The 26174-nt window shown below is 65.0% G+C and carries 24 protein-coding genes; 11 read left to right on the top strand and 13 right to left on the bottom strand.

Translation table 11 applies throughout. The features are described from left to right. Positions 1 to 29: 29 nt before the first annotated feature. Both EOA49_RS05930 and xseA read right to left on the bottom strand, forming a co-directional pair. Positions 30 to 1148 (bottom strand): P1 family peptidase, encoded by a 1119-nt coding sequence (locus EOA49_RS05930; protein ID WP_127243090.1) that lies wholly within the window; start codon positions 1146 to 1148, stop codon positions 30 to 32. Between the two features lies 1 nt (position 1149). After that, the gene (xseA, locus tag EOA49_RS05925) at positions 1150 to 2715 is read right to left on the bottom strand and encodes an exodeoxyribonuclease VII large subunit (protein ID WP_127240021.1); all 1566 of its coding nucleotides are present in this window, start codon (positions 2713 to 2715) and stop codon (positions 1150 to 1152) included. A gap of 122 nt (positions 2716 to 2837) precedes the next feature. Between xseA and EOA49_RS05920 the strand changes: the two genes are divergently transcribed. Further along, positions 2838 to 5066: an EAL domain-containing protein gene (locus tag EOA49_RS05920; protein WP_127240020.1), complete on the top strand. Its 2229-nt coding sequence runs from the start codon at positions 2838 to 2840 to the stop codon at positions 5064 to 5066. A 4-nt stretch (positions 5067 to 5070) separates the two neighbouring features. On the opposite strand, the gene EOA49_RS05915 is transcribed toward EOA49_RS05920, so the two are convergent. Then, positions 5071 to 6027, bottom strand: a complete 957-nt coding sequence (locus EOA49_RS05915; RefSeq protein WP_067327315.1) for a LysR substrate-binding domain-containing protein — start codon at positions 6025 to 6027, stop codon at positions 5071 to 5073. A 237-nt stretch (positions 6028 to 6264) separates the two neighbouring features. On the opposite strand from EOA49_RS05915, the gene EOA49_RS05910 reads away from it, so the two are divergent. Continuing rightward, positions 6265 to 6555 (top strand): DUF1127 domain-containing protein, encoded by a 291-nt coding sequence (locus tag EOA49_RS05910; protein WP_067327317.1) that lies wholly within the window; start codon positions 6265 to 6267, stop codon positions 6553 to 6555. A 164-nt stretch (positions 6556 to 6719) separates the two neighbouring features. Here EOA49_RS05910 and EOA49_RS05905 read toward each other — a convergent pair whose 3' ends face one another. The 4 genes from EOA49_RS05905 to EOA49_RS05890 all read right to left on the bottom strand — a co-directional run bounded on the left by EOA49_RS05905 (position 6720) and on the right by EOA49_RS05890 (position 10597). Then, positions 6720 to 7604, bottom strand: coding sequence for a DUF937 domain-containing protein (locus EOA49_RS05905; RefSeq protein ID WP_067327320.1), 885 nt, complete (start codon positions 7602 to 7604; stop codon positions 6720 to 6722). Between the two features lie 100 nt (positions 7605 to 7704). Beyond that, positions 7705 to 9078, bottom strand: coding sequence for a glutamate--cysteine ligase (locus EOA49_RS05900; protein WP_127240019.1), 1374 nt, complete (start codon positions 9076 to 9078; stop codon positions 7705 to 7707). Between the two features lie 105 nt (positions 9079 to 9183). Then, positions 9184 to 9918, bottom strand: a complete 735-nt coding sequence (locus tag EOA49_RS05895) for a 16S rRNA (uracil(1498)-N(3))-methyltransferase (RefSeq protein ID WP_127240023.1) — start codon at positions 9916 to 9918, stop codon at positions 9184 to 9186. Between the two features lie 31 nt (positions 9919 to 9949). Then, a complete protein-coding gene (locus tag EOA49_RS05890) occupies positions 9950 to 10597 on the bottom strand; it encodes a hypothetical protein (RefSeq protein WP_095825788.1) in 648 nt (215 codons plus the stop codon). Positions 10598 to 10685: 88 nt separating this feature from the next. Here EOA49_RS05890 and EOA49_RS05885 point away from each other — a divergent pair, with 88 nt between their 5' ends. Next, positions 10686 to 11384, top strand: coding sequence for a type 1 glutamine amidotransferase (locus EOA49_RS05885; RefSeq protein ID WP_127240018.1), 699 nt, complete (start codon positions 10686 to 10688; stop codon positions 11382 to 11384). A gap of 288 nt (positions 11385 to 11672) precedes the next feature. Beyond that, positions 11673 to 11804, top strand: a complete 132-nt coding sequence (locus tag EOA49_RS33925) for a hypothetical protein (RefSeq protein WP_275955501.1) — start codon at positions 11673 to 11675, stop codon at positions 11802 to 11804. 46 nt (positions 11805 to 11850) lie between these two features. Here the strand turns inward: EOA49_RS33925 and EOA49_RS05875 are convergent, their stop codons facing one another. From EOA49_RS05875 to EOA49_RS05865, 3 genes are read right to left on the bottom strand one after another with little or no spacing between them, the layout of a single operon-like run. Further along, a complete protein-coding gene (locus EOA49_RS05875; RefSeq protein WP_067327338.1) occupies positions 11851 to 12627 on the bottom strand; it encodes a metallophosphoesterase family protein in 777 nt (258 codons plus the stop codon). Between the two features lie 59 nt (positions 12628 to 12686). Further along, complete coding sequence (locus EOA49_RS05870) at positions 12687 to 13823, bottom strand: alpha-hydroxy acid oxidase (protein WP_095801084.1); 1137 nt, start codon at positions 13821 to 13823, stop codon at positions 12687 to 12689. Between the two features lie 23 nt (positions 13824 to 13846). Continuing rightward, on the bottom strand, positions 13847 to 14650 hold the full coding sequence (locus EOA49_RS05865) for an FCD domain-containing protein (RefSeq protein WP_067327345.1): 804 nt from the start codon (positions 14648 to 14650) through the stop codon (positions 13847 to 13849). Between the two features lie 208 nt (positions 14651 to 14858). On the opposite strand from EOA49_RS05865, the gene EOA49_RS05860 reads away from it, so the two are divergent. The 5 genes from EOA49_RS05860 (at position 14859) to glcF (ending at position 21063) form a co-directional block, all read left to right on the top strand. Continuing rightward, the gene (locus tag EOA49_RS05860) at positions 14859 to 16175 is read left to right on the top strand and encodes a DUF3422 family protein (protein WP_127240017.1); all 1317 of its coding nucleotides are present in this window, start codon (positions 14859 to 14861) and stop codon (positions 16173 to 16175) included. A 289-nt stretch (positions 16176 to 16464) separates the two neighbouring features. Next, on the top strand, positions 16465 to 17961 hold the full coding sequence (locus tag EOA49_RS05855) for an FAD-linked oxidase C-terminal domain-containing protein (RefSeq protein WP_127240016.1): 1497 nt from the start codon (positions 16465 to 16467) through the stop codon (positions 17959 to 17961). A 64-nt stretch (positions 17962 to 18025) separates the two neighbouring features. Beyond that, positions 18026 to 19282, top strand: coding sequence for a glycolate oxidase subunit GlcE (gene glcE, locus EOA49_RS05850; protein WP_127243089.1), 1257 nt, complete (start codon positions 18026 to 18028; stop codon positions 19280 to 19282). Then, positions 19279 to 19668: a DUF4870 domain-containing protein gene (locus tag EOA49_RS05845; protein ID WP_095801080.1), complete on the top strand. Its 390-nt coding sequence runs from the start codon at positions 19279 to 19281 to the stop codon at positions 19666 to 19668. The genes glcE and EOA49_RS05845 overlap by 4 nt, the downstream gene beginning before the upstream one ends. 69 nt (positions 19669 to 19737) lie before the next feature. Next, on the top strand, positions 19738 to 21063 hold the full coding sequence (glcF, locus tag EOA49_RS05840) for a glycolate oxidase subunit GlcF (protein ID WP_127215718.1): 1326 nt from the start codon (positions 19738 to 19740) through the stop codon (positions 21061 to 21063). On the opposite strand, the gene EOA49_RS05835 is transcribed toward glcF, so the two are convergent. Both EOA49_RS05835 and EOA49_RS05830 read right to left on the bottom strand, forming a co-directional pair. Then, positions 21064 to 21984 carry a bifunctional 5,10-methylenetetrahydrofolate dehydrogenase/5,10-methenyltetrahydrofolate cyclohydrolase gene (locus tag EOA49_RS05835; protein ID WP_127215717.1) on the bottom strand — a complete coding sequence of 307 codons (921 nt, stop codon included), beginning with the start codon at positions 21982 to 21984 and terminating at the stop codon, positions 21064 to 21066. 338 nt (positions 21985 to 22322) lie between these two features. Further along, entirely contained in the window at positions 22323 to 23063 is a 741-nt protein-coding gene (locus EOA49_RS05830) for a L,D-transpeptidase (RefSeq protein WP_095781900.1), read from the bottom strand. Positions 23064 to 23278: 215 nt separating this feature from the next. Here EOA49_RS05830 and EOA49_RS05825 point away from each other — a divergent pair, with 215 nt between their 5' ends. Next, a complete protein-coding gene (locus EOA49_RS05825) occupies positions 23279 to 23917 on the top strand; it encodes a DNA-3-methyladenine glycosylase I (RefSeq protein ID WP_127239653.1) in 639 nt (212 codons plus the stop codon). A 124-nt stretch (positions 23918 to 24041) separates the two neighbouring features. Here the strand turns inward: EOA49_RS05825 and EOA49_RS05820 are convergent, their stop codons facing one another. Beyond that, positions 24042 to 24278 carry a hypothetical protein gene (locus EOA49_RS05820; protein ID WP_066989234.1) on the bottom strand — a complete coding sequence of 79 codons (237 nt, stop codon included), beginning with the start codon at positions 24276 to 24278 and terminating at the stop codon, positions 24042 to 24044. A gap of 230 nt (positions 24279 to 24508) precedes the next feature. Between EOA49_RS05820 and hisS the strand changes: the two genes are divergently transcribed. Then, complete coding sequence (gene hisS / locus EOA49_RS05815; RefSeq protein WP_127239654.1) at positions 24509 to 26011, top strand: histidine--tRNA ligase; 1503 nt, start codon at positions 24509 to 24511, stop codon at positions 26009 to 26011. Positions 26012 to 26174 lie beyond the last annotated feature (163 nt).

The raw sequence follows: 26174 nt of genomic DNA, 5'->3' as shown, positions 1-26174 counted from the left end.
GTTTGTCTGACCTCAGCCGGGCGACCGGCTTAGCTGAAATTGTCCTTCAGCCACACCTTTGGCAGCGCCGGCACGAAGTTGCCGTCGCGCCCGGTCATATCCTCGTTGGCGACGAGCGCGTTGAGGATCGCCTCCTCCACCCCTTGCACCACAGCGTCGAAGAACGGGTCGATATCGACATCCGGAATGAACTCCGCGCGGGCGACGCGGCCTGAAGCCGCCAGCGCGGCCTCGGGATTGGCGGTCGAAAAGGCAAGAAAGATATCGCCCGAGCTGTGGTAGCCGTAGCCGCCGGCCAGGGCGATGCCGAGCGGCACGCGCCTGGCGAGGCGCTTCATCTGGTGCGGCAGGAATGGCGCATCCGTAGCGACGACGGCGATGATCGAGCCCTTTTCGGCGCGCGGCGTGGCTTCGCCGATCGCCGGTTCGGTGAGTTCCGGCCCGACGTTCCGGCCGCGAATGGTGAAGTTGCGCCGCTTGCCGAAATTCGCCTGCACGAACACGCCGAGCGTGTAGCTTCTGTCTTGCCATTCGACGATGCGCGAGGCGGTGCCTGACCCGGCCTTGAAGCCGAACGAGATCATGCCGGTGCCGCCGCCGACGCTTCCTTCCTCGATCGCGCCGTCCGTCGCGCCGTCGAGCGCCGAGGCGACATGCTCGAAGCTCACATGGTGGCCGTTGATGTCGTTGAGGAAGCCGTCATAGGTCTCCGCCGCCACCGGCAGGCCCCAGGCGCTGTCGAGCGCCGCCGGCAGCACCCGGCTCATCCAACGCAGCGTTCCGTCGCGCGTAAGGCCGCAGGAATGGGTGTTGGTGATGGTAACCGGCAGGTTGAAGGCGCCGGTCTCCTCGATGATATGCGTGCCGGTCAGCTCGCCATTGCCGTTCTGGCTGAACACGCCGGCAAACACCGGCGTCGCCAGTTCGCCGACAGGTCTCGGCAGGATCGCAGTCACGCCGGTGCGCGCCGGTCCTATCCCGACTTGCAGCGGGCCCCCGCCAGCAATCAGCGTCGTATAGCCGACCGCGACGCCCGGCACGTCGGTGATGGCGTTGAAGCGGCCGGGCGTGCCGTCCAGTGCGATGTTGAACGAGCGCAGGCGCGGCTTGCCCGACGGCGTGCGCAGATGCGGGTCGCTCCTGCTCATTTCAGAACAACGAGCCCTGGTTGCCCGGCTCCTTGGCCTTGCCCGAGGGCTTGGCGGCCAACTTCGGCCGCGCGCCGCCGCTGGTGGCGATGGCCTCTGCATTGCCGTCGGCGAACTCCAGCTGCAGCGCCGCACCCGGCGCCAGCTCCGCGACGCGCTTGACGACGGTCCCATCGGCGTCCTTGACCAGCGCGAAGCCGCGCGCCAGCACGGCCTTGTGCGACAGCGTGGTGAGCAGCCGGTCGGCCTGGGTAAGAGCGGCACGCAGGCGGTCAAGCCGCCGCGCCATCGCCTGCTCTTGGCGGCGGGTCAGTCCGGCCAGCGTGTCGGCCTGCAGCTTCTGGCGCCTGACGACCGGCGCCGGCGACAGCCTTGCCGAGTTGCGCTGAAAGCGCGCCCGGCTTTGCCGCACGATTGCGAAGAACGCGGCCCGCGCGCGGGCGATGTCGCGGCCTGTCAGCCTGCGCGTCTCATTGAGGCGGCGCGACAAGGTGGCCGGCGTCAGCCGCTGCCGTTCCAGCCTTGCGCGCTTGCGTTCGATGCTCACCGTCAGCCCGCGGCCGAGCCGGCTCGTCGCTTCGTCGAAGCGCCTGCGCGGCAACGCCAGCAGCTGGTCGGGTGAGGGGAGCGCCCGCGCCGCGGCGCGCACCGCCTGGCGCTTGCGATCCAGGTGCCGCGAGGTGCAGGCACTAAGCCGCGCGCCGAGATTTGCCAGTGTCGCTTCGAGCTCCGCCTTGACCGGCACTGCCATCTCGGCGGCGCCCGTCGGCGTCGGCGCCCGCATGTCGGCGACGAAGTCGACCAACGTCCAATCGGTCTCGTGTCCGACGGCCGAGATGATCGGGATGCGCGAGGCGGCGACGGCGCGCGCCAGCCCTTCGTCGTTGAAACCCCAAAGGTCCTCGAGGCTGCCGCCGCCGCGCGCCACGATCAGGAGATCGGGCTGGCGGATTGCGCCGTCCCAGGTCAGTGCGTTGAAGCCGTTGACGGCTGCGGTCACTTCCTTTGCGGTCGTGTCGCCCTGGACCCGGACCGGCCACACCAGCACAGTGAGCGGAAAACGGTCCTTGATGCGATGGATGATGTCGCGGATCACCGAGCCCGTGGGCGAGGTGATGACGCCGATGACGCGCGGCATGAATGGCAGCCGCCGCTTGCGGCCGGCATCGAACAGGCCTTCGGCCTGCAGCCGCCGCTTGCGCTCTTCCAGCAGCGCCATCAGCGCGCCGGCGCCGGCCGGCTCCAGATTGTCGATGACGATCTGGTAGTTGGATTTTCCGGGATAGGTCGTCAGCCTGCCGCTGGCGATCACTTCCATCCCTTCCTCGGGGCGGAATTTCAGCCGCGCCATCGTGGTCTTCCAGACCACGGCCTCGATCCGCGCACGGTCGTCCTTCAACGCGAAATAGGCGTGTCCGGAGGAATGCGGGCCGCGGTAGCCGGAAATCTCGCCGCGCACCCGCACATTGCCGAAAGCATCCTCGACCGTGCGCTTCAACGCGCCGGAAATCTCGCTCACCGTATATTCGGTGGCATTGCTGCGTGATTCGGTTGCTGCTTCGCTCATGCTCTGATTGGGGAACGCTTATCGGGCGGCGTCAAGGCAGAGCTGAAATCTCGCTAATATTATAACGCGATCTTAAGCCCGATTTGCTTTGACTGGCGGTAGCAAGAGCCAGCCGGAAACACATGAGCGCAACCGCCAACACCAGACCTTTGACGCATCAGGTGACGCTGACCGTGCTGACGTTGGCCGTCTTCGCGCTGGCCATGGTCGTCGGCTTCGGCATCTACGCGGCGGCTCAGGCTGACAACGCCTCGCTCGAACGGCAGAAGATATTCATCGACGAGGGTTTGAAGGACCAGATTGCGTCTGTTCAGCGTGAGCAGGAAAGCGTTGCGGTCTGGGATGACGCGGTCGCCAATGTCAGGGCCGGCAATTGGACCTGGATCGAGGAGAACCTCAGCGTCTGGATGTATACCTATTACGGTCACAACCGGGTCTACATTCTCGATGCCGCCAATCGTCCGGTCCATGCCATGCAGGAAGGTAAGGTGGTCGATGCGTCCGCCTATGGCGATGACAAGCCTGCCTTGCAGCCATCCATCGAGAAGCTGCGCCGCATGCTGGCTGAGCCACAGAAGGCGGACGCTTCCGGCCAGCCGGCCAAGATGGTCGCGGAGGACCTTGTGTCGCTCCAGGGAAAACCGGCGATCCTGAGCGTCATGGCGCTGGTGCCGAGTACGGACCGGGTCACGCAGGCGCCCGGAACCGAATATCTGCACGTTTCGGTGGAGTTCATCAACGACGCGGTCATCGGCAAGATCGCCAAAAAATATCTGCTCGACGGCGCGCGTCTCGTGCCGCTGTCGCAATCGGTCGGAGCCGCTGCGGTGCCTCTGGTCGATTCCCGCGGTATCATCCTCGGTTATGTCGGCTGGGACCAGGAACGGCCAGGTCTCACGCTGGTGCGCAAGATGGCCCCGGCGCTGGCCTTGGCGCTGCTTGTCGCGGCCGGCGTTCTGGCGTTTCTGCTGCGCAGGCTCCGCCGCGCCTCGTCCGCACTGCAGACAAGCCAGGACGAGGCGCAATTTCTCGCTTTCCACGACACGCTCACCGGCCTGCCCAACCGGGCTTTGTTCGAGGACCGCTTGCGGCGGGCCCTGCTCAGGACCAGCCAGGATATGGCGGTTCATGAGATGGGAAGGGTGGCGCTGCTTTATCTCGATCTCGACCGCTTCAAGCACATCAATGACACGCTCGGCCATCCGGCAGGCGATGAGCTTGTGCGTCAGACAGCGGCCAGGCTCCAGCACACCGTTCGCGAGGTGGATACCGTGGCGCGGCTGGGCGGCGACGAGTTCGCGCTGATCCTCGTCGACATCCGCGATATCCGTGCCGCCGAGGATATCGCCGAGCGGCTGCTGCAGAAGTTGCAGGAGCCGTTCAAGCTCATGGAAGATCAGGTCTTCGTCAGCGCCTCGATCGGCATCGCGCTATCGGACGGCGGCGAAACGGATGCCGACGATCTGCTGCGCAAGGCCGACATCGCGCTTTACGAAGCCAAGAAGAACGGCCGGGGCCGGCACCAGGTCTTCGCCGGCGACATGGACGATCTGCTCTTGCGCAAGCGCACAGTCGAGACCGAGCTTCGCAAGGCTCTCGACGGCGGCTCCGGCATCAGGCTCGCCTACCAGCCGGTGTTCGCGGCGAACGGCAAGACGATCCTCGGCGCGGAGGCGCTGATCCGCTGGGGGCATGACGTGCATGGCGCATTGCCGGCGGCGCAATTCATTGCCATCGCCGAGGAGCGCGGCATGATCGGCCAACTCGGCGCGTGGGTGCTGCAGGAGGCCTGCCGTTTCGCCGTGCGAACCGACCTGCCGTGGCTCGCCGTAAACGTATCACCGCTGCAGTTGCGCGACGCCGGCTTTCCCGAACAGGTCGCGTCGATCCTTGCCGACACCGGGCTGGCGCCGCAGCGCCTGCAGTTCGAGATCACCGAAAGCGTGCTTCTGGACAACAGCGATGCTTCGAGGGCGGCTCTGACCACCTTGCGGCAGTTGGGCGTCGGCATCGTTCTGGACGATTTCGGGACCGGCTATTCATCGCTCAGCTACTTGCGTCGCCACGCCATCGATAAGCTCAAGATAGACCGCTCCTTCGTGCGGCTTCTCGATGGCGACGGCAACTCGGCCGCGATCGTCAAGGCCCTGATCGATCTTGCCATGGCGCTCGGGGTCGACGTCACCGCCGAGGGCGTGGAGACCGAGGCGCAGAAGATGCTGCTGGTCGCAATGGGCTGCCGGCAACTCCAGGGCTATTTCTTGTCGCCGCCGCTTGAGCCGGTCCAACTGCTCGGCCTTTCTGGCCTAGCTTCGCCGGACGAGATTCAGCCCGCCGCCGCTCGCGCCTGAACCCCTACCATCCAGGCAGGATCTGGTTTGCCTTGGTCCGCTTCATCTTGGCGAAGGCGAGTGCCGCGAAGTCGAAGCTTCCCGTCTCTTCGCTGACCGGCACGGAAATATTGTCCAGGCTTTCCGCGATATGGCGGGCCAGAGCATCGACGATCTCCGGCTGCGAGGTCTGGCCGCGCATGATGCCGATGCGGCAATCCGGCAGCGCGTCGAACCCGTCGGCCTCGCCGAGCACGCGCATGCCGGGCCTGAGCGCGCATTCCGGCAGCACCGAGATGGCGAGGCCGGAAAGCACGGCGGCGGTGATCACGGTCGCCGAGAAGCTGGAGAAGAGCACGCGGTATTCGCGGTTCTGCCGGTCGAGCACGTCGACCGCCGCGCGCCGCCAGATGCAGTTCGGCCGGCCGAACGCCATCGGCAGGATTTCCTGCTCATGCGTGGCGTGGTTGGCCGAGGTGACCCATAGAAGCGGCTCGCGGCGCACCACCTCCGACTGCCCGCGCGTGTCGTTATGCGTCACCAGCGCGAGATCGAGATTGCCGCGCTTGATGTGCTCGACCAGCCCCGGCGTCGGCTCGCAGATGACGGTAAGCTCCACACGCGGGTTGGAGCGCGAGAAGCGCGCCATGATCTCGGGCAGGAAGCGGTCCGCATAGTCATCCGGCGTGCCGATGCGGATCGTGCCTTCGAGCCGCTGGTCGTCGAAGGCCGCCAAAGTCTCGCGGTTGAGGTAGATCAGCCGCCTTGCATAGGAAAGCAGCCTCTCGCCTTCCTCAGTCAGCTTGTTGGTGCGACCATCCTTTTCGAACAGCGGCTTGCCGATCCGCTCCTCCAGCCGGCGCATCTGCATCGACACCGCAGACTGTGTCCGGTGCACCTCCTCGGCAGCCCGCGTGAAGCTGCCGGTGTCGGCAATCGAGATGAAGGTCTGCAACTGATCGAGATCGAGCGGCGCTTTCATCGGTCCAATCCATCATTCGTGTTGATGATAAAGATTAGAAACATTCGTTGGATTAATCAATCGCGGCGTGGCAAATTGCCATTGTCCACATGAAGGCACAGCATGTCGCCCAAAAGTGGCCTCCCGGTGTTGGGGGCAACGACATGCGTCACGTTAACTGTATCGAGACCGCAACGGCGCTCCTCCCAGGCGCCGATTGCATGGTTTCGTCCGCTCGACTCCGAAGGAGAGACTGACATGACCACGATCGAATTCGCCTCCGAGACCCCGCGCATCACCACGCGTCCGGCCGTTGCGACCCGCGTGCTCAATGCGGTCGCCGATGCCTTTCGCGCGTGGAAAAACCGCCGCGCCTTTTATCGCCTTGGCGAGATGTCGGATGCCGAGCTTGCGGATATCGGCCTGACCCGCGCCGACCTCCACGTCGCCGTCAGCGTGCCTTTCGGCCGCGATCCGACGGTGAAGCTGCGCGCAATCGCAGAAGAGCGCGCCGATATGATCGAGGATCTTGCCCGCAAGGTCGCCTGAGCGGCGTCGCCGGCTGCGTTTGCCCTCGCGCTGAACCTTTCGAGGGCTCGGCGCGACCAAGTTTCATGCAGGCTCGCACACTCCCTGCCGGTTCCCCGCCGGCCTGCCTGCACATTGCCCGGTTCCCCTCCAGGACCGGGCATTTTTCTTTTGAGTTGAGCGCCCTACCGTCGGTCCATCCCGCGCTTGAACTGGTCGAAGATCGTCTCCATGCCCTTCTGATATTCCTCGCGCTGCTGCGCGCCGCTCTCGAACATCCTGCCGAAGATGTCGTCGAATGGATTTCTCGGCCGGCCGCTCGGATTGGTTTGCGGCTGCGGCTGGGATTGCTGCGGCGCCTGCTGTCCGTCTGGCGTGCCGAAACCGCCGCCTTGCCGCAGCATTTCCTCGAACATCTTGCCCAGCGGATTGTCGCCGTAAGGGTTCGGCGCCTGCTGCGGTTGGCTTTGCGGCTGTTGGGCGCCGCCGCCGAACATGTCTTGCAGCACCTTGCCGAGCGGATTGTCGCCATAGGGATTTGGCGCCGGCTGCGGGGCCTGCGCGCCGCCTCCCGCCTGCCGCATCATCTCCTTGATGATCTCGCCGAAAGGATTGCCGCCGCCACCGAAGCCGCCGGCGGCCTGCATCTGGCTGTTGGTCTGCTTGAACAATCCGCCCATCATCATCGACGCCATCGCCGGCAGCATCTGCTGCAGCACCTGCTGGCTAAGGCCGGTCGCCTGCGCGGCCTGGGCCGCGACAGCGCGTGACAGGTCCTTCGAGCCGAACAGATGGCCGAGAATGCCGTTGCCGTCATCGATGCCTTGCGGCGTGAAGGCCCGGGTCGCGTCCTCGAAATACTTGGCGTGCTGGCCGCTCGCCATCGCCGTCATGAAAGCGCCCATTCCATAGGGATCGGCGGTGTTGCGCTGAAGCCCCTGTGAGAAGGCCGGCAGCAGCGCCTGCACCGCGGCCTGCGCCTGCTGCATCGAAAGGCCAAACTGCTGGGCCAGCGCCTGCATGCCGGCGCCGTTCTGGGCTTGCAAAAAAATATCGAACAGGGAAGGCATGAGATCTCCTCCGCAATATCCTCACGGAGGAGCCTATTGCGTTTCCATCACCGATTGAAGCAGCTTTTGCCGAGCCACGGCTCAGGTGGCCGGCGAACGGTCAGTAGGCATATTCCATGAACACCGGCTCGATCGAGCCGCCCCAGCGCGTGTGATATGCCGAAAGCATCTCCTCGGCGCTGGTGGTGCCGCGCGCCACGACCTCGTCGAGCGTGTTGAGAAACGAGGTCTCGTCATAGCCGTCGCGGTTCTTCTTGGCGCGGTTCTTCAGACCCGTGCGGGCGATGGCCAGCACGTCGCGGGCAACCTCGCGCAAGGTGGCGTTGCGGAATGGCGCCGAAATCCCGTGCTCCGGCACGGCGTTGCGCATCGCCAGCGCTTCTTCGTAGGTCCAGCTCGAGGTCAGCGTCTCCGCGGCGTCGAGTGCCTGCTCGTCATAGAGCAGGCCGACCCAGAAAGCCGGCAGCGCGCAGATGCGCCGCCACGGTCCGCCGTCGGCGCCCCGCATCTCGAGGAAGCGCTTCAGCCGCACATCGGGGAAGAGGGTGGAGAGGTGGTTCGCCCAGTCGCCCATCGTCGGCAGGCCGTCGGGCACTTGCGTGCGCGCGGCACCCGCCATGAACTGGCGGAAGGTGTAGCGCGTCATGTCGTGATACTGCCCGTCGCGGATGACGAAATACATCGGCACGTCGAGCGCCCATTCGACATAGTCGGCAAACCCGAAATCCGGCGCGAAGCAGAATTCGAGCATGCCGGAGCGCTGGTTGTCGGTGTCGCGCCAAATGTCGCCGCGCCAGCTCTGCAGCCCGTTCGGCCGGCTCTCGGTGAAGGGCGAATTGGCGAACAGCGCCGTCGACAGCGGCTGCAGCTTCAGCGACACCTGCATCTTGCGGCGCATGTCAAATTCGCTTTCGAAGTCGAGATTCACCTGGATCGTGCAGGTGCGATACATCATGTCGAGGCCCTTGGAGCCGACCTTCGGCATGTAGCGAGTCATGATCTCGTAGCGCGACTTCGGCATTTTCGGCGTTTCGGCAAGCGACCATTTTGGGCTGCCGCCGAGGCCGAGGAAGCGGATGCCGAGCGGCTCGGCGATCTCGCGCACCTGCGCCAGATGCGCGTTGCCCTCGCGGCAGATCTGGTGGATCGTCTCCAGCGGCGCGCCGGAGAGCTCGAACTGCCCGCCCGGCTCCAGCGAGATCGCGCCCTGGCCGGTCGGCTCGACCAGGCCGATGATGCGGCCGGCATCCATGATCGGATCCCAGCCGAGCTTTTCCTGCATGCCTTCCAGGATGGCGCGGATGCCGCGCTCGCCGCCATAGGGCACCGGCGCGTTGCCATCGACATAGAAGGGAAACTTCTCGTGCTCGGTGCCGATCCGCCATTTGTCGCGCGGCTTGTTGCCCGCCGCCAGATAGCCGACGAGTTCGTCGATGCCTTCGATGGGCTGGATATCGGTTGTGTCGCGCGCCATAAGAAAGCCCTCCGCAGCCGTCAGCTAGCCGCCGGGCGCTAGATGGACGAAATGTCAGTAGCCGATCAAGCGAAAAATCCTGAGCCACGCCTCAACTGGATTTGATCACCAGTCGCCGATCGTCGCCTGCATCACCGCGAGCGCCGCGACCGCCGCCGTGTCGGCGCGCAGGATGCGCGGCCCGAGCGGAATGGCGCTGACGAAGGGCAGCGCCCGCAGCATCCTGCGCTCGTCATCGGAAAAGCCGCCCTCCGGCCCCACCAGCAGCGCGAGTTTCTTCTCGCTTACCTTCTGCAAGGCTGGCAGTGGATTGTTGGTCGAGGCATCCTCGTCGCAGAAGATCAGCCGCCGTTCCTTGTCCCAGCCGCCGAGCAGCCGCTCCAGCTTCTCTGCTTCGCACACCTTTGGCACCGCCAGGATGCCGCATTGCTCGGCCGCTTCGACGACATTGGCGCGCAGCCGATCGATGCCAGGCTTGGCCACTTGTGTGTGCTGGGTGATGACCGGTTGCAGGATGCCGGCGCCCATTTCGACCGCTTTCTGCACCAGATAGTCGAGCCGGCCCTGCTTTAGCGGGGCGAAGCAATAGACGAGATCGGGCAGCGGCGGCTGCGGCCGCTGCAGGGTAAGCACCTTGAGCCGCACGGCTTTCTTGGTCTTGGCGGCGATCGAAGCCGACCACTCGCCGTCGCGGCTGTTGAAGAGCAGGACCTTCGCGCCTTCGCCGAGCCGCATCACATGCGCGAGATAGTGGCTCTGCTGCTGTCCAGCATCGAATTCGAAGCCCGGTCCGAGATCGTCCGGCACGAACAGCCGCTGCATTTTGTAGTTGGCGCGCATGGCCGAGCAATGGGCGAGGCGCGGGTTGTCGTCAAGTATCGGCGGACGGATGCCAGACCGGCGCGTAACCATGTCTCAGCACCGAAACACTTGTGGCAGGCGTGAGCAGTCGCAGCGATCGCCCGGCGAGGCGATTGAACAAGACGGGCTCGGCATAGCCTGCGAAGGACCATTCGAGCGCCTTGCTGGCGCGGAGCGCGTAGGCGGTCTCACCCTCGGCCACGACTGCTCCATCCGGCAAACCGGCGAGTTCGTCCGATGAGACGGTCGGCGGACGCCCGCCGGAGGCCAGCCGCTCCTTGTGCAGCCGCTTGTCGACCATCGGCGCGCGCGGTTCGGCAATGCCGAAGACCTTTCCGAAGCGCCGCACGAAATCTCTCGCTTGGTCGCGCCGGCAGTAGAAGCAGGGCCGGTGACCGGCCGCGAGCGCCGTCACCTCGTCGAGAAAGAACAGTTCGGTCCAGCCGGCCTTTCCTCCAGGCCGATTGCGGCCCATCGGCTCGCGTCGCACGCCGCGGAATTGGCAGACGCAGATGATCCAGGCCGGCAGCGCCCAACGCTTCCTCAGAAGCGTTTTAGTCTCGGGGTCATGGACGATACCGCGATTACCGGTGAAGAGGCCGCGCTCGGGCACGGCATGGATGACGCCGAACGGATCGACCCGGTTCTGCAGTGGCATAGCTTTCTCTCCGGCGCGCGGCTTGGCTGAAACCGAGGCGGCATGATATCGCTCCCACCGTCATTTTCATGTCAGCAGGGATTCGGGGATGCGGGTGCTGGTGGTCCAGAACTACGACAATACCGGCCTCGGCCAAGTCGGCGCCGCTCTCGCGGAGGCTGGCGCCGAGCTTGACTTGCGCCGCCCCTACCAAGGCGATCCGCTGCCCCGGGACGCGAACGGTCACGATGCCATGGTGGTTCTGGGCGGGGGGCAGAATGCGCTGGCCGACGACGACTATCCCTATTTTCCCGCCTTGCTCGAATTGACGCGCGATTTCGCCGGCAAGGACCGATCGGTGCTTGGCATCTGCCTCGGCGGCCAGCTCGTCGCCCGCGCCTTTGGCGCCGACAACCACATCGGCGGTGCGGTTGAATTCGGCTGGTGCGGGGTGTCGGTGACGGCCGAAGCCAAGCACGACCCTGTTCTCGGCACCTTGCCGGAAAAGTTCCCGACTTTCCAATGGCACGACGATACGTTCGACCTACCCGAGAAGGCCGTGCGTCTTGCGGGCAATGATGTCGCGGCGAACCAGGCTTTTCGTATTGGCCGCGCCGTCTATGGCTTCCAGTTCCATTTCGAGGCGGATCGCCCGCTGGTGCGCGACTGGAGCACCTCCTTCGCGGCGCTGATCGCCGAGCGCCATCCCGACTGGACCGGCAGGCTCGACTACGAGATGGCTAGCAACGGACCGCACGCCGACGCCGCAGGGCTCGCGATCGCGCGTGCCTGGGTGGCGACGATCTGACCGTCGCACCGCCGCGGAGCGTGACATAATTGGCACGCGGCGGCAGTTCCGCCTGGGGAAAACGCACTTCATTCTTGGTTTGTGTCCGGCCGCCCGCCTAAGAGGGCGCCCTCTGTATCGTCCGTGCAACCGCGATGAACCTGTTGTGTGATCCAAGCGACACACCGGCGATACAGAATCTGCTTAGAAGCGCGAAATCGTCGAAACATTGAGACGCATTTTATCGTTTCAACGCATTGGTAACCGCCTCGTGCACAGATGCAGAAAGCTCAACCAGAGATGACGTCCGTGAAAGCAGCGCTTTTGTCCTTTGTAATGCTGTCTGCCATCGTCGTTTGCGGCCTCGGCATTTATTCTGCCGACGCTGCAAACAATCACCAGGCCGTCGACGGCTACGGCGTCACCGCCGCGCTTCGCTAGAGCCTGATCCTTCCCGACAAAGGGAAAGCTGATCCCACACTTGGGGTCATGGCCAGAACGCCATTCCCTCGACCGTCAGAATGCGCTTTTCAGCGCCGTCGACGGCAAGTGCGCTGAGCGTTCCCGCCTGCCAGGCGAGCGTGTCGAGATTGACGCGGTTGGCCATTACCTCGACGTCCGGCACCGGCGTATGCCCGTGCACGATCACTTTGGGATACAGCCCCGGGTAATTGTGGAAGACGTCGCGAATCCAGATCAGGTCCTGCTCGTTCTGGCTTTCGAGCGGCACCCCCGGCCGGATGCCGGCATGGCAGAAGAAGAAGTCGCCGAAGCACGCTGAAAAAGACAGCGAGCGCAGGAAGTCGACATGGGCTTGCGGCACTGCTTCGACCAAGGCCGCGTGTCCGTGCGCCAGCGCCTCGTCCGACCTGCCGAACCAGCTGCTGCCGGTCGAGAGCTTCACCCCGTATGACGCCGCCGTCTGGACGCCGCCATAGCGCATGAACAGACCCTCCGGATCGGGTTTGGCAAGGAAATCGAGCATGCCGATGTCATGGTTGCCGGCAAGCATGATGTTGCGGGGATCACGGCTCCGCGCCTCAATTAGGAATTCGATGACGTTCCTCGAGTCCGGTCCGCGGTCGACATAATCGCCGAGATGGATGATGCGCCAATCGGACTTTGGTCCGTACTCCAGATCGCTTGCTATCCGGCTGTGCATGGCGGCGAGCAGGTCATGACGGCCATGCACGTCGCCGATGGCATAGATGCGTATGCCTTTCGGCCCGCGCGCGTCGAGATAGTGGATGCCGGCTTCAGTCAAGGCGACGTCTTCCCGTGTCTGTCATCACGGGAAACTAGGGCGGATCGGTGAATAAGCCCCTAGCGCCGCAGCTGGTCCTTGCCCATGTCGGTTACCAGACGCTTACCGCACAGCGCCAGCGTGATGTCCATCTCCTTGCGGATGATCTCCAGCGCCTTGGTGACGCCCGCCTTGCCCATCGCGCCGAGTCCGTAAAGGAACGGCCGGCCGATATAGGTGCCCCTGGCGCCGAGGCAGAGCGCCTTGAGCACGTCCTGACCCGAGCGAATGCCGCCATCCATATGCACCTCGATCCGATCGCCGACAGCGTCGGCGATCTCTTCCAGCACTGAGATCGAGGAGGCGGCGCCGTCGAGCTGCCGCCCGCCATGATTGGACACGATGATCGCGTCGGCTCCCGTCTCGGCCGCCATCAACGCATCCTCCTTGTCGAGGATGCCCTTCAGGATCAGCTTGCCGCCCCAGCGCTCCTTGATCCAGGCGACATCCTTCCAGGACAGCTGCGGGTCGAACTGCTCCGTCGTCCAGGACGACAGCGAAGAAACGTCGCCGACACCCTTGGCGTGGCCGACGATGTTGCGGAAGGTGCGGCGCGGCGTGCCCGCTATCCCCAGGCACCAGCGCGGCTTGAGGGCGAGATCGATAATGTTGGCGAGCGTCATCTTGGGCGGTGCCGACAGCCCGTTGCGCACGTCCTTGTGACGCTGACCGAGGATCTGCAGGTCAAGCGTCAGCACCAGCGCCGAGCATTTCGCCGCCTTAGCGCGGTCGATGAGATCGACGACGAAATCCTTGTCGCGCAGCACGTAGAGTTGGAACCAGAACGGCTTCTTGGTCACCGAGGCGACATCCTCGATCGAACAGATGCTCATGGTCGAGAGCGTGAACGGCACGCCGAATTCCTCAGCCGCCTGCGCCGCGAGCATCTCGCCGTCGGCATGCTGCATGCCGGTCAGCCCGGTCGGTGCCAACGCCACCGGCATCGCCACCTTCTCACCGATCATGGTCGATTCCAGCGAGCGGTTGCTCATGTCGACCAGCACGCGCTGGCGGAATTTTATCTTGCCGAAGTCCTCCTCGTTGGCGCGGTAGGTGCTCTCCGTCCAGGCGCCGGAATCGGCATAGTCGAAGAACATCTTCGGCACCTTGCGGCGCGCCATGTCCTTGAGGTCGGCGATGGTGAGGATGTCGCTCATGGTAGTCCCCGCGTGATCAGTGCTTAGGAGCGTTTGCGTGTCGGTTCGATGTCGCCGGCTTCCGAGCGCTGCCTGAGCCTCAGCCGTGACACGCGCTGCCAGTCGCCGCTGCGCTCGGCCTCAGCCATGGAGCGCTCGACATAGGTAATGTGGTCCATCGCCGCCTTGCGGGCTGCGGCAGGATCCGCCGCCTTGATCGCGGCGTGGATTGCCCGGTGCTGCTCAAGCAACGCCTCGCGCGCGCCGGGCACGGTGAAGACCAGCAACCGGTTCTGGAACACGCCCTCGGAGAGCAGCCGGTAGCAGGAGCGCAGCGTGTGCAGGAGGATGATGTTGTGCGCGCATTCGCAGACCGCGTGGTGGAATTCGACATCGATTTCCGCCTCGTCGTCGAAGTCGCCGGTACGGTGCGCCTCGTCCATGCGCGCCATGATGCGGTCGAGCAGCGCCAGATCCTCGGGCGTCGCTCGCCGCGCCGCGTATTCGGCCGCGATTGCCTCGACTTCGCGCCGGTATTCCAGATAATCGGTCACCGCCTTGCGGTGCATCGAGATCAGATCGGTCACCGGCTTGGTGAAAAGCTGGCCGATGACGTCGGCGACATGCGTGCCGCCGCCCGGTCTGGTGGTCAGCAGCCCGCGTCCTTCCAGCGCCTTCAGCGCGTCGCGCAGGATCGGCCGCGACACGTCGAACTGACGCGCCAGCTCGCGCTCGCCCGGCAGCCGGTCGCCGGTGCGCAGCACGCCCTCGAGGATCAGGCTCTCGATCTGCTGCACCACCTCGTCGGCGGTGCGCGAATGCTCGATCCTGGAGAAGATATCGCTCAATGGAAGCGCGCCTGGAAACGGAATGGATGTCGCGCAGATCTAAGCCTCCGTCGCCAACTGGTCAAATTATTTATCCAATTCGCCGAATCAGGTCGACTCCTCGGCGGCTCTGTGAATCGGCTGCAGCTGAAATTTGCTATTTACGGCCCCTGCCGATTGCCGCAAGACAACGCGATTGCACGAAGGGTCGAAACCAGGGGGACCAGCCGTGTCGGACGCCAATCTCGAATCTCAGCCGCGTGCCCAGGGCAGCGTCATGGGCTTTCCGGCCCATGAGGGTCGCCCCGGCGCGCTAGGCGAGGTCCATGCTCGTCCGCACCCGCTGGTCGAGAAGCCGCGCGTGCTCATCCAACTCTCGTTCATGACCGAAGGCGGCTCGGCCGTCGACCTTGCCGTGCTGTCGGACCTGTCGCGGCGCTTGGGCATCGCAGCGCCCGAACGCCATGCCCGCCACCATGCCATGAAATGGGGCAAGGGCACCTTGCGCTGGGAACGGCACACGGAGTTCTCGACCTATCTCTGGGAAGGGCCGCTGGCCGAAAGCAGCCGGGGCCAGGAGGACTCGCCTTTCGGCAACGGCTTCTCGCCGCCGGGAACGGTGATCTCCGGCATCCGGCTCGAAATCCGCAAATGGACGCAGGCGAGCGAGAAGCTGATCGCCGGCTTCGATCCGACCAGCCTCTGCTATTCGCTGGTCGAGCGCGGTGCGGCGGCCATCGTCACCGACTTTCGCCAGGATGGTGACGGGCTGACCCGCATGCTGGTGCTCGACCGCGGCCTGACGCCGGCCAGCACCGGCGCCTTGTCGCAACGGCTGATCGACATCGAGACCTACCGGACGCTCGCCATGCTTGGCCTGCCGCTGGCGCTGACGCTGTCTGGGCGCGCCCGCCGCATCGAGGACCGGCTGGCGCAGACGACGCTTGAAATGAAGGCGGTCGAGACCCGCGATAGCCAGACCTTGCTCGCCGACCTCACCGAACTTGCCGCCGAATTGGAGGCCGATGCGGCATCCAGCCTCTACCGTTTCGGCGCCAGCCGCGCCTATGACGGCATCGTCAGCGAGCGCCTGGAGGCGCTGGATGAGGAGTCGGTACAGGGCTACGACACCTGGGCAGGCTTCCTGCAGCGGCGCATGGCGCCGGCGATGCGAACCTGTCGCTCGGTGGAGGAGCGCCAGGCGAACCTCTCGCGAAAACTCACCCGCGCCACCACGTTGCTGCGCACCTGGGTCGATGTCGACGTCGAGAAGCAGAACCGCGACCTGCTGGCCTCGATGAACAATCGCGCCAGGCTGCAGTTGCGCCTGCAGCAGACGGTCGAAGGCCTCTCCGTCGCTGCCGTCTCTTATTATGTCGTCGGCCTCATCGGCTATGTCGCCAAAGGCGCGTCGAGCTTCGGCCATGCCTTCGCGCCGGAAGTCGTCACCGCGGCTTCGGTGCCGGTCGCCATCCTGCTCGTCTGGTGGGGCGTGCGCCGCGTGCGGAAGATGCACTCCGAGCCGGCCAAGCATCCGGGCGAGTGAACTTCCCCTCGACCGGGAGATTTCCCGAAGACCACAGAGAGGGCCGCGGCGCGAGAAGCTCCAGGATCGTCCTCGACGCCAGACGAGCCGGCGGTTACGTGAGGCGACCCCCCTGACCGCTTCGCGGCCATCACCCCTCGAGGGTCCCTCAAGCGGGAGAAAGCCAGCGGCAGATTGCCGCTGCGAAAGCTCGGCCGTCGTTCGCCATCCGATTTCGACCAAAGCAGCGTTTGCAAGGAATGCTCCCGGCTGGTAAAAGATTTTGACCAGTCGAGTGGAGGAGGCTTCGATGTCCGGCCTTGCCATGCCCAAGCCAGATGCCGGGACGCTGCGCAGGCGCGCCGAGATCGTCGCCGACATGCGCATCATCGTTCCGGGCGAGGGCGTTGTCGACACGGCCACCGAGATGCGCGCCTTCGAGAGCGACGGCCTGACCGCCTATCGGCAACTGCCGCTGGTCGTCGTGCTGCCCGAGACGGTGGCGCAGGTCTCCCGCGTGCTGAAATATTGCAACGAGCGGAATATCCGCGTCGTGCCGCGCGGTTCCGGCACGTCGCTGTCGGGCGGCGCGCTGCCGCTCGAAGATGCCGTGCTTCTGGTGATGAGCCGCTTCAACCGCATCCTCGCGATCGACTATCCGAACCGTGTCGTCGTCGCCCAGCCGGGCGTCACCAATCTCGGCATCACCGCCGCCGTCGAGCACGAGGGCTTTTACTATGCCCCCGATCCATCCTCCCAGATCGCCTGCTCGATCGGCGGCAATGTCGCGGAAAATTCCGGCGGCGTGCATTGCCTGAAATACGGGCTTACCGCCAACAATGTGCTGGGCATCCAGATGGTGCTGATAAATGGCGAGGTGGTGCGGCTCGGCGGCAGCCATCTCGATCAGGAAGGCTATGACCTGCTCGGCGTCATGACCGGTTCGGAAGGCCTGCTCGGCGTCGTCACCGAGGTGACGGTGCGCGTCCTGAAGAAGCCGGAGACGGCACGCGCGCTGTTGATCGGCTTTCCGACCAGCGAGCAGGGCGGCCAATGCGTCGCCGACATCATCGGCGCCGGCATCATCCCGGGCGGCATGGAGATGATGGATCGCCCGGCGATCCACGCGGCCGAGGATTTCGTCCATGCCGGCTATCCGCTGGATGTCGAGGCGCTGCTGATCGTCGAGCTCGACGGGCCGAGCGTCGAGGTCGATCATCTGATCGGTCTCGTAGAGGCGATCGCTTACCGCAATGGCTCGACCACCTGCCGGATATCGCAGTCGGAGCAGGAGCGGCTGAGCTTCTGGGCCGGACGCAAGGCGGCCTTCCCGGCCGTCGGCCGCATCTCGCCCGACTATTACTGCATGGACGGCACCATCCCGCGCAAGGAGCTGCCGAGGGTGCTCGCCGGCATGCGCGATCTCTCCGAAAAATACGGGTTGGGGGTCGCCAATGTCTTCCACGCCGGAGACGGCAATTTGCACCCGCTGATCCTCTACGACGCCAACGTGCCGGGGGAGCTCGACAAGGCCGAGAGTTTCGGCGCCGACATATTGCGGCTGTGTGTCGAGGTCGGCGGCGTGCTCACCGGCGAGCATGGCGTCGGCGTCGAGAAGCGCGATCTGATGCCCGAAATGTTCAACCAGACCGATCTCGAGCAGCAAATGCGCGTCAAATGCGCCTTCGATCCCAGCCATCTGCTCAACCCCGGCAAGGTCTTCCCGCAGCTCCGCCGCTGCGCCGAGCTCGGCCGCATGCACGTGCATCGGGGCCAGGTGGCGTTTCCGGACATTCCGAGGTTTTGATGGGAACGTCTCAGAACCTGGGTTCCTCGCCCCCGCTTCGCGGGGGGAGGAACCGGAGATTGCAATGACCACCTTCACCCCATCCAACCCCGCCGAAGTCCTCTCCACCATCCAATGGGCCGCCGCGGAGGAAAGCCCGCTCGAAATCCTCGGCCATGGCTCCAAGCGCGGCATTGGCCGGCCGCTGCAGACCGAGCATACGCTCGACCTGTCGACGCTCACCGGCGTCACGCTCTACGAGCCGGCCGAGCTGGTGCTTTCGGCACGCGCCGGCACGCCACTCGCCGAAGTCGAAAAACTGCTTGCCGAGAACGGCCAGCAATTCGCCTTCGAGCCGATGGATTACGGGCCGCTGCTCGGCGGCGAGCCGGGTAAGGGAACGCTGGGCGGCGTGCTGGCTTCGAACCTATCCGGTCCGCGCCGGCTCAAGGCGGGTGCGGCACGCGACCACATTCTCGGCATATCGGCGGTTTCCGGCCGCGGCGAAGCCTTCAAGTCCGGCGGCCGGGTCGTCAAGAACGTCACCGGCTACGACCTTTCCAAGCTGATGGCGGGGAGCTGGGGCACGCTTGCCGTGCTGACCGACGTCACCTTCAAGGTGCTGCCGGCGGCGGAAACCGAGGTGACTTTGGCCATTCGAGGCCTGCTCGACGATGCTGCCGTTGCGGCTATGGCGCTGGCGCTGGGCTCCAGCGCCGAGGTCTCGAGCGCCGCGCACCTGCCCGAGCGGATCACCGCGCGCGTCGCCGCCGGCCATCTCGGCAGCGATGCCGCGACGCTGCTGCGCGTCGAAGGCTTTGGCCCCTCGGTCGTCTACCGTACCGAGGCATTGCGAAACCTGCTCAGCAAGGCCGGCCCGCTGCAGGAAATTGCCGGCGAAGCGTCGAAGGCGATCTGGCGCGACATCCGCGACTGTGTGCCTTTTGCCGATGGCGGCGCAGGGCCGGTCTGGCGCGTCTCGATGCCGCCGTCTGAGGCGCATCACATGGTGATGGCGCTGCGCATGCAGGCGGCGGTCGATGCCTTCTATGATTGGCAGGGCGGGCTGGTGTGGCTTTCGATGCGCGAGGACGACCCAGAGGCGGAACTGCTGCGCGGTCTTATTCGCAAATATGGCGGCGGCCACGCCACGCTGGCGCGCGCGTCTGCCTCGCATCGCGCGGCGCTCCCCGTTTTCGAACCGCAACCGCCGCATCTGGCGGCGCTTTCCGCGCGGGTCAAGGCCGAGTTTGACCCGAAGCACATTCTCAACCCCGGCCGCATGGCGCCTACTTCCAGCTCTGCTACTCTTCCTCAGTCAACGGAGGGAGCAGCACCATGAGCAATGCCAATCCAGGCCCGGGCAGCGGCTCGCGCCAGACCGATCGCTGGCTTGAGCCGGGCCAGACCAACGCGCTGGTCATCTACATTCTCTATCTCGCCAGCCTTGTGGTCGGCGTCACCGGCATTATCGGATTCGTGCTTGCCTACATCAATCGCGGCAAGGCGGGCGGCTATGTCGAAAGCCACTACACATTCCTGATCAGGACGTTCTGGATCGGCCTTCTCTACGCGCTGATCTCGGTGGTCCTGATGATGCTCGCGATCGGCTTCCTGCTGATGTTTGCGGTTGCCGTCTGGTTCATCGTCCGCTGCATTCTCGGCCTGCAGGCGCTGCAGCGTGGCGAGCCGATCAGGGACCCGCAAAGCTGGCTTCTCGGTCAATGAGAGCATGATCCAGCAAAGTGGAAACTGGTTTGCGGAAAAGATCATGCTTAGACGATAAGGACATTTTTCGTGCAGACCAATTTTTCAGCCGCGCAGCTCGCTGACCCGCATGTCGCGGAATCGGAGAAGATCCTGCGCAAATGCGTGCATTGCGGCTTCTGCACCGCGACTTGCCCGACCTATGTAACGCTCGGCAACGAGTTGGATTCGCCGCGCGGCCGCATCTATCTCATCAAGGATATGCTGGAGAACGGCCGGCCGGCGGACACGGAGATCGTCACCCATATCGACCGCTGCCTCTCCTGTCTTGCCTGCATGACGACATGCCCGTCAGGCGTGAATTACATGCATCTGGTCGACCATGCCCGCGCCCACATCGAGCAGACCTACAGACGGCCGCTGCTCGACCGGCTGACCCGCGCCATGCTGGCTTTCGTGCTCCCCTATCCGGGCCGCTTCCGCGCCGCGCTGAAGCTCGCCCAGCTCGGCCGGCCGCTCATCGGCCTGTTGGAAAAGCTGCCGACCCTGAAGCCGCTCGCCGCCATGCTGAAGCTTGCGCCGTCGTCGACCCCGCCGGCATCGCCGATCGCCTCGCCCGGGGTGCATGCGGGGCAGGGCACGAAACGCGGCCGCGTCGCCATCCTCACCGGTTGCGCCCAGTCGGTGCTCGATCCCGCCATCAACGAGGCGGCCGTCTCGCTGCTGACGCGGCTCGGCGTCGAGGTCGTGGTGCCGGAAGGCGAGGGCTGCTGCGGCGCGCTGGTGCACCACATGGGCCGCGAGGATCAGGCCCTTGCGTCGGCTAGGCAAAATGTCGACGCCTGGACGCGCGCGATAGACCAGGGCGGGCTCGACACCATCATCATCACCGCGTCCGGCTGCGGCACCACCATCAAGGATTACGGCTTCATGCTGCGTCTCGATCCGGCCTATGCGGAAAAGGCGGCTCGTGTCTCGGCGGTGGCTAAGGATATCACCGAATATCTCGCTGCCCTGGACCTGCCTGAGCCGGTGCGCAAGCCGGGCACGATCGTCGCCTATCATTCCGCCTGCTCGATGCAGCACGGCCAGAAGATCACCCGTCAGCCGAAGGAGCTTTTGGCCAAGGCGGGCTTCGTCGTGCGCGAGCCGCGCGAGGGGCATCTCTGCTGCGGCTCGGCCGGCACCTACAACATCCTGCAGCCCGACATTTCGGCCAAGCTGCGCGACCGCAAGGTGAAAAATATCGAAGCGACCGGCGCCGAGATCGTCGCCACCGGCAATATCGGCTGCATCACGCAGATCGCGTCCGCGGCGAAGCTGCCGGTGGTGCACACGATAAAATTGCTCGACTGGGCCTATGGCGGCCCGAAGCCCGATGGCGTTTCCGAGAACAGCCTGGGTGGCGCGGAATAGCTACTCAGCCGCCAGCTGGTCCGCCACACCGTAGGTCGCGCGGTAGAGCGCGCGCTGACGGCTGAGCGCCACCATGGTGTTGCGCAGCAGGATCGCCACCGTCAGCGGGCCGACGCCGCCCGGCACCGGCGTGATCCAGGAGGCGACCTCCTTGACGCTCTCGGTGTCGACATCGCCGACGATGCGGCTCTCGCCGTCCGGGCCGATTTCCGAATTGATGCCGATGTCGATGACGCAGGCGCCGGGCTTCACCATCTCGGCTTTGATCAGTCGCGGCCTGCCGACGGCGACGAACAGCGCGTCCGCGCGCCGCGCATGCGCGGCCACCGAGCGCGTCATGTGATGGCACACCGTCACCGTCGCGCCCTCGCTCATCAGCAGGAAGGCGATCGGCTTGCCGACGATCTCGGAATGGCCGACCACCACCACCTCGAGCCCCTTGAGGTCCAGGCGGGTCTCCTTGAGAAGCTCGACCGATGCGGCCGCCGTGCAGGGCGCGAGATCGAGCTGGTTGTAGACGATGTTGCCGATCGAGGCCGGATGCATGCCCTCGACGTCCTTCAGCGGGTGCACCGCCGCCTGCAGCGTCTTGATCGGGATATGCGCCGGCACCGGCCGCTGGATGATGATACCGGTGACGCGCGGATCGGCGTTGAGGCCGTGAATGGCGGCTTCCAGCTCGCCCGCCGTGATGTCGGCGGCAAAGCGCCGTTCCTCGAAGCCGATGCCGGCAAGCCTGGCCTTGGCGCGCTGGTTGCGCACATAGACGTCGACCGCGTCGGTGTCGCCGACGGTGATCGAGACCAGCTTCGGCGGGAAGCCTTCCGCTGTGGCGATGGCCGCTTCCTCGCGTACCGAAGCGATGATGCGCTGGGCGACCGGACCGCCCCTGAGATAGCGGCTGTCGTCGGACCGGGTCATAGGTGGACCTCTGCCTTCTGGAGCAACTCCAGAAGGGCGGTTTTCCGTCCGGAATTGCGTAAAACCAAGATTGTGCGCTGCAATAGCAGAGGTGCGCTGGGAAATCAGCCCCGAATGCGAAACATGCTGCTTCCGGGGCGACCCGTTGACGGGCTTGAAACGAAAAGGGCAGCGCGGTCTCCCGTGCTGCCCTTCGTGACTGACCGTATCCCCACACGGCCCGTCCCCCGTTAGCTCGATGCCAGTCTAAGCATGTCTCGCCAAACCGCGCTATGGCTTGGGGGCAACAGCAACCGCCAAAACTGCTCAGCGCCGCCTAACCGGCTGATTCGCAATTACTATATCACCTCGACGGTTGTTCCGACATTGACGCGCTCGTAGAGGTCGACAACATCCTCGTTGCGCATGCGGATGCAGCCGGAGGACACCGCGCCGCCGATCGTCCAGGGCTGGTTGGTGCCGTGGATGCGGTATTCCGTGGTGCCGAGATAGAGCGCGCGCGCGCCGAGCGGGTTCTCGATGCCGCCGGCCAGATAGGTCGGCAGGTAGCGGCCCTTGGCCGCCTCGCGGGCGATCATTGCCGCCGGCGGGCGCCAGTCCGGCCACACTTTCTTGTCGGTGATCTTGTGCGTGCCCGACCATTCGAAACCGGGCTTGCCGGTGCCGACGCCGTAACGGCGCGCCTTGCCGTCCTTCTCGACCAGATAAAGGAAGTTCTGGTGGGTATCGATGACGATCGTGCCCGGCTTCTGCGGCCCGTCATAGGCGACTTCCTGAGGCAGGTAGATCGGGTTGATCTGTGGCCGCATCACCATGCGCTTGGCAGGCTGCCGCACGGCTGCGGTGCGCCGCTGGTCGGGCTGCGCCTGGAAAAGCCGTCGCAGCGGCTGCTGGGTCGCCTGGCGGCTCGGGCGCACGATCCCTGGCGCATGGCCGAGCTGCAGCACCCAAGGCGCTGAAAGGTCCGGGCTCACCATCACGGGCGGCCTGTCGGCATAACGGTCATTGGCGAAAGAGGTCGTCGCGCCGGCGGCAAGCACCGCGGCTGCGCCGAGCACGAAAGTGAACGCTGTCTTCATCGGAACGCACCTTGATCGTCGAACTCGTCCGAGGGCAGGGAAGAGGCCTCGGCGTCGCGATCCTTGGCGCTGAGCGGCAAGCAAAACATGAATCGAAATGCGTAAAATGCCGACTTGTCAGTAAACTTTGTGGTGTGGTTACCGGCCGGTTCAGGAATCTGGTAAAGCCACCGTAAAACCGACGCTTTGGCGCATTAACGGACGGATTTCCGACAATGGAACAAGAACATGCCGGCCTGCTCGACGGCCCCGACGGTATCACGCGCTGCTTCTGGCACGGCAATCTGCCGGACTATCTGCACTATCACGACCATGAATGGGGCCGGCCCGTGGCGGACGATCGCCGGCTCTTCGAAAAGATCTGCCTCGAAGGCTTCCAGTCCGGTCTCTCCTGGCTGACCATCCTGCGCAAGCGCGAGAATTTCCGCGAGGCTTTCGCCAATTTCGACTTCGACAAGGTGGCGGCGTTCACCGACAAGGATGTCGAGCGTCTGCTCGGCAATGTCGCCATCATCCGCCATCGCGGCAAGATCGTCTCGACCATCAACAACGCTAGCCGCGCCCGTGAAATGGCAGATGAATTCGGCTCGCTGGCCGCCTGGTTCTGGAAGTTCGAGCCGGGGCCTGACGAGCGGCCGACGGTTGTCGACCTTGCGCATCTGCGCGCCAATCCGACGACGGCGGTCTCGGTCCGGATCTCGAAGGAACTGAAGAAGCGCGGCTGGAGCTTCGTCGGCCCGACGACCGTCTACGCCTTTATGCAAGCGATGGGCTTGGTCAACGACCATCTCGAAGGCTGTGTCTGCCGGGCAGAGGTGGAGGCCGAGCGGCAGAGGTTCAGGAGACCGAAATAGCGTCACCTCTACCCGCCCCTTATGGCCCCTTGTGGGCAGGTCGCGCCGAAGGCGCGGGTCGGGTCGCAAAACCGAGCTCATCGCCTCCGACGCTACGCGTCCTCAGATTGTAGGGTGCGGAAGATCAGAGGCTACCGGCGCTTGTCAGAAACAGCCCGGCGATGATGGCCGCCACGGCAGCAAAGGCCGGGTAGATCACCAGCAGTCCGGTCACCAGCGCGTCGCGCACCGTCGGCTTGTGGGCTTCCGCCACGACCTCGAACGGCCCTGCCGGCTGCTGCGCCGGCTTGGGGGTGGCGCTGCCGGCCGGCCGGAGCTTGGCAACCGGCTTGCTCTCGATGATGTCTTCCGTGGTCGTCATGGCCCGAACCCCTTGTTTCGGCGCGCTTTGTGGTCCTCGATTGTGTCGGCAGCATGCCGCGCCGGTGACGCAATTGTTTCGTTCTTGGCGTCGTTTTGTTTCGAAGGCGCGGCCTTTCCTTCTCGCACAAGGAGAAGGGAAAGGCCCCAACCCTTGCCGCCCAAGGCGGTATCGTCTAGGACACGCCCGCTCGAAATAAGTCAGCGTTCAGACAGCGAAAAGACCCATCCATGGCCGACAAATCGGAAAAGACGAAAGCGCGCCTGCCGCGCGGTTTTGCCGACCGCAGCGCAGAAGACATTCGCGCCGTCGAGAAGATGATGGCTACCATACGGTCGGTCTATGAGCTTTACGGTTTCGAGCCGGTCGACCAGCCGATGATCGAATATACCGATGCTTTGGGCAAATTCCTGCCCGACCAGGACCGCCCGAACGAAGGCGTCTTCTCGTTCCAGGACGATGACGACCAGTGGCTGTCGCTGCGCTACGACCTGACGGCTCCGACGGCGCGTTTCGTCGCCGAGAATTACGACCGCCTGCCGAAACCCTATCGCAGCTACCGGTCCGGCTGGGTGTTCCGCAATGAGAAGCCGGGCCCCGGCCGCTTCCGCCAGTTCATGCAGTTCGACGCCGACACCATCGGCGCGCCGGGCGTCGCCGCCGACGCCGAGATGGCGATGATGATGGCCGACGTGATGGAGGCGCTTGGCATCAAGCGCGGCGACTACGTCATCCGCGTCAACAACCGCAAGGTGCTGGACGGTGTGCTGGAGGCGATTGGGCTTGGCGGTGAGGAGAATGCCGGGCGCAGGCTGACGGTGCTGCGCGCCATCGACAAGCTGGACAAGCTCGGGCCGGAAGGCGTGAGGCTGCTGCTTGGCCCGGGACGATGGGATGGCGGCAAGGAAGGCGAAGGCGATTTCGCAAAGGGCGCGGGGCTGAATGACGCGCAGGCCGAAGCGGTTCTTCTCGCAACGGCAAGGAAGGGACAGGCTGGCCAGGATTCCACCGTCGGTGCCAACCTTGTGTATCAGGAAGGCGTCGGCGAACTTGCAACGATTGAAGCTCTGGTCAGGGCTGCAGGATATGGCGAGGACCGCGTTGCGATGGACCGCTCCGTCGTGCGCGGCCTCGAATATTACACCGGCCCGGTCTTCGAGGCCGAGCTGCTGGCCGAGATCCCCAACGAGGACGGCCAGATCGTGCGCTTCGGCTCGGTCGGCGGCGGCGGCCGCTATGACGGGCTGGTCTCGCGCTTCCGCGGCGAGCCGGTACCGGCGACCGGCTTCTCGATCGGCGTCTCGCGGCTGATGACGGCGCTGAAGAACCTCGGCAAGCTCGACACTTCCGACGTCGTTGCTCCGGTCGTGGTTCTGGTCATGGACAAGGATACGGAAAGCCTCGGCCGCTACCAGAAGATGGTCGCCGATCTGCGCGCCGCCGGCATTCGCTCGGAAATGTATCTCGGCGGTGCCGGCATGAAGGCGCAGCTGAAATACGCCGACCGCCGCGGCAGCCCGGTCGCCGTCATCCAGGGCGGCGACGAGCGCGTCAAGGGCGAGGTGCAGATCAAGGACCTGATCGAAGGCGCGCGCCTGTCGGCCGAGATCACCGATAACGCGGAATGGCGCGCCGCGCGCCCGGCGCAGGTCACGGTGGCGGAGAGCGAGCTGCTCGCCGAGGTGAAGAAGATCCTGGCAGCGCAGGCCGAGGAGCGGGCACGTGGGAAGTAGGGCGCCAACCTCTCCTTCTCCCCTTGTGGGAGAAGGTGGCCGAGCGAAGCTCGATCGGATGAGCGGTGTTCCAGGGAGCGCCGGCGTCTCATTCCTTCCAGCACGCCTCATCCGTCTCGGCGCTGCGCGCCAATCCACCTTCTCCCACAAGGGGAGAAGGTGG

It is taken from the genome of Mesorhizobium sp. M1A.F.Ca.IN.020.04.1.1, assembly GCF_003997315.1.
Classification (GTDB): domain Bacteria; phylum Pseudomonadota; class Alphaproteobacteria; order Rhizobiales; family Rhizobiaceae; genus Mesorhizobium.
This window is presented reverse-complemented; position numbering and strand designations above follow the sequence as displayed.

Excerpts from the sequence above, each read along its gene's own strand:
- EOA49_RS05930 (WP_127243090.1), bottom strand. The coding sequence starts at position 1,148 with ATGAGCAGGAGCGACCCGCATCTGCGCACGCCGTCGGGCAAGCCGCGC.
- xseA (WP_127240021.1), bottom strand. The coding sequence starts at position 2,715 with ATGAGCGAAGCAGCAACCGAATCACGCAGCAATGCCACCGAATATACG.
- EOA49_RS05920 (WP_127240020.1), top strand. The coding sequence starts at position 2,838 with ATGAGCGCAACCGCCAACACCAGACCTTTGACGCATCAGGTGACGCTG.
- EOA49_RS05915 (WP_067327315.1), bottom strand. The coding sequence starts at position 6,027 with ATGAAAGCGCCGCTCGATCTCGATCAGTTGCAGACCTTCATCTCGATT.
- EOA49_RS05910 (WP_067327317.1), top strand. The coding sequence starts at position 6,265 with ATGACCACGATCGAATTCGCCTCCGAGACCCCGCGCATCACCACGCGT.
- EOA49_RS05905 (WP_067327320.1), bottom strand. The coding sequence starts at position 7,604 with ATGCCTTCCCTGTTCGATATTTTTTTGCAAGCCCAGAACGGCGCCGGC.
- EOA49_RS05900 (WP_127240019.1), bottom strand. The coding sequence starts at position 9,078 with ATGGCGCGCGACACAACCGATATCCAGCCCATCGAAGGCATCGACGAA.
- EOA49_RS05895 (WP_127240023.1), bottom strand. The coding sequence starts at position 9,918 with ATGCGCGCCAACTACAAAATGCAGCGGCTGTTCGTGCCGGACGATCTC.
- EOA49_RS05890 (WP_095825788.1), bottom strand. The coding sequence starts at position 10,597 with ATGCCACTGCAGAACCGGGTCGATCCGTTCGGCGTCATCCATGCCGTG.
- EOA49_RS05885 (WP_127240018.1), top strand. The coding sequence starts at position 10,686 with ATGCGGGTGCTGGTGGTCCAGAACTACGACAATACCGGCCTCGGCCAA.
- EOA49_RS05870 (WP_095801084.1), bottom strand. The coding sequence starts at position 13,823 with ATGAGCGACATCCTCACCATCGCCGACCTCAAGGACATGGCGCGCCGC.
- EOA49_RS05855 (WP_127240016.1), top strand. The coding sequence starts at position 16,465 with ATGTCCGGCCTTGCCATGCCCAAGCCAGATGCCGGGACGCTGCGCAGG.
- glcE (WP_127243089.1), top strand. The coding sequence starts at position 18,026 with ATGACCACCTTCACCCCATCCAACCCCGCCGAAGTCCTCTCCACCATC.
- EOA49_RS05845 (WP_095801080.1), top strand. The coding sequence starts at position 19,279 with ATGAGCAATGCCAATCCAGGCCCGGGCAGCGGCTCGCGCCAGACCGAT.
- EOA49_RS05835 (WP_127215717.1), bottom strand. The coding sequence starts at position 21,984 with ATGACCCGGTCCGACGACAGCCGCTATCTCAGGGGCGGTCCGGTCGCC.
- EOA49_RS05830 (WP_095781900.1), bottom strand. The coding sequence starts at position 23,063 with ATGAAGACAGCGTTCACTTTCGTGCTCGGCGCAGCCGCGGTGCTTGCC.
- EOA49_RS05825 (WP_127239653.1), top strand. The coding sequence starts at position 23,279 with ATGGAACAAGAACATGCCGGCCTGCTCGACGGCCCCGACGGTATCACG.
- EOA49_RS05820 (WP_066989234.1), bottom strand. The coding sequence starts at position 24,278 with ATGACGACCACGGAAGACATCATCGAGAGCAAGCCGGTTGCCAAGCTC.
- hisS (WP_127239654.1), top strand. The coding sequence starts at position 24,509 with ATGGCCGACAAATCGGAAAAGACGAAAGCGCGCCTGCCGCGCGGTTTT.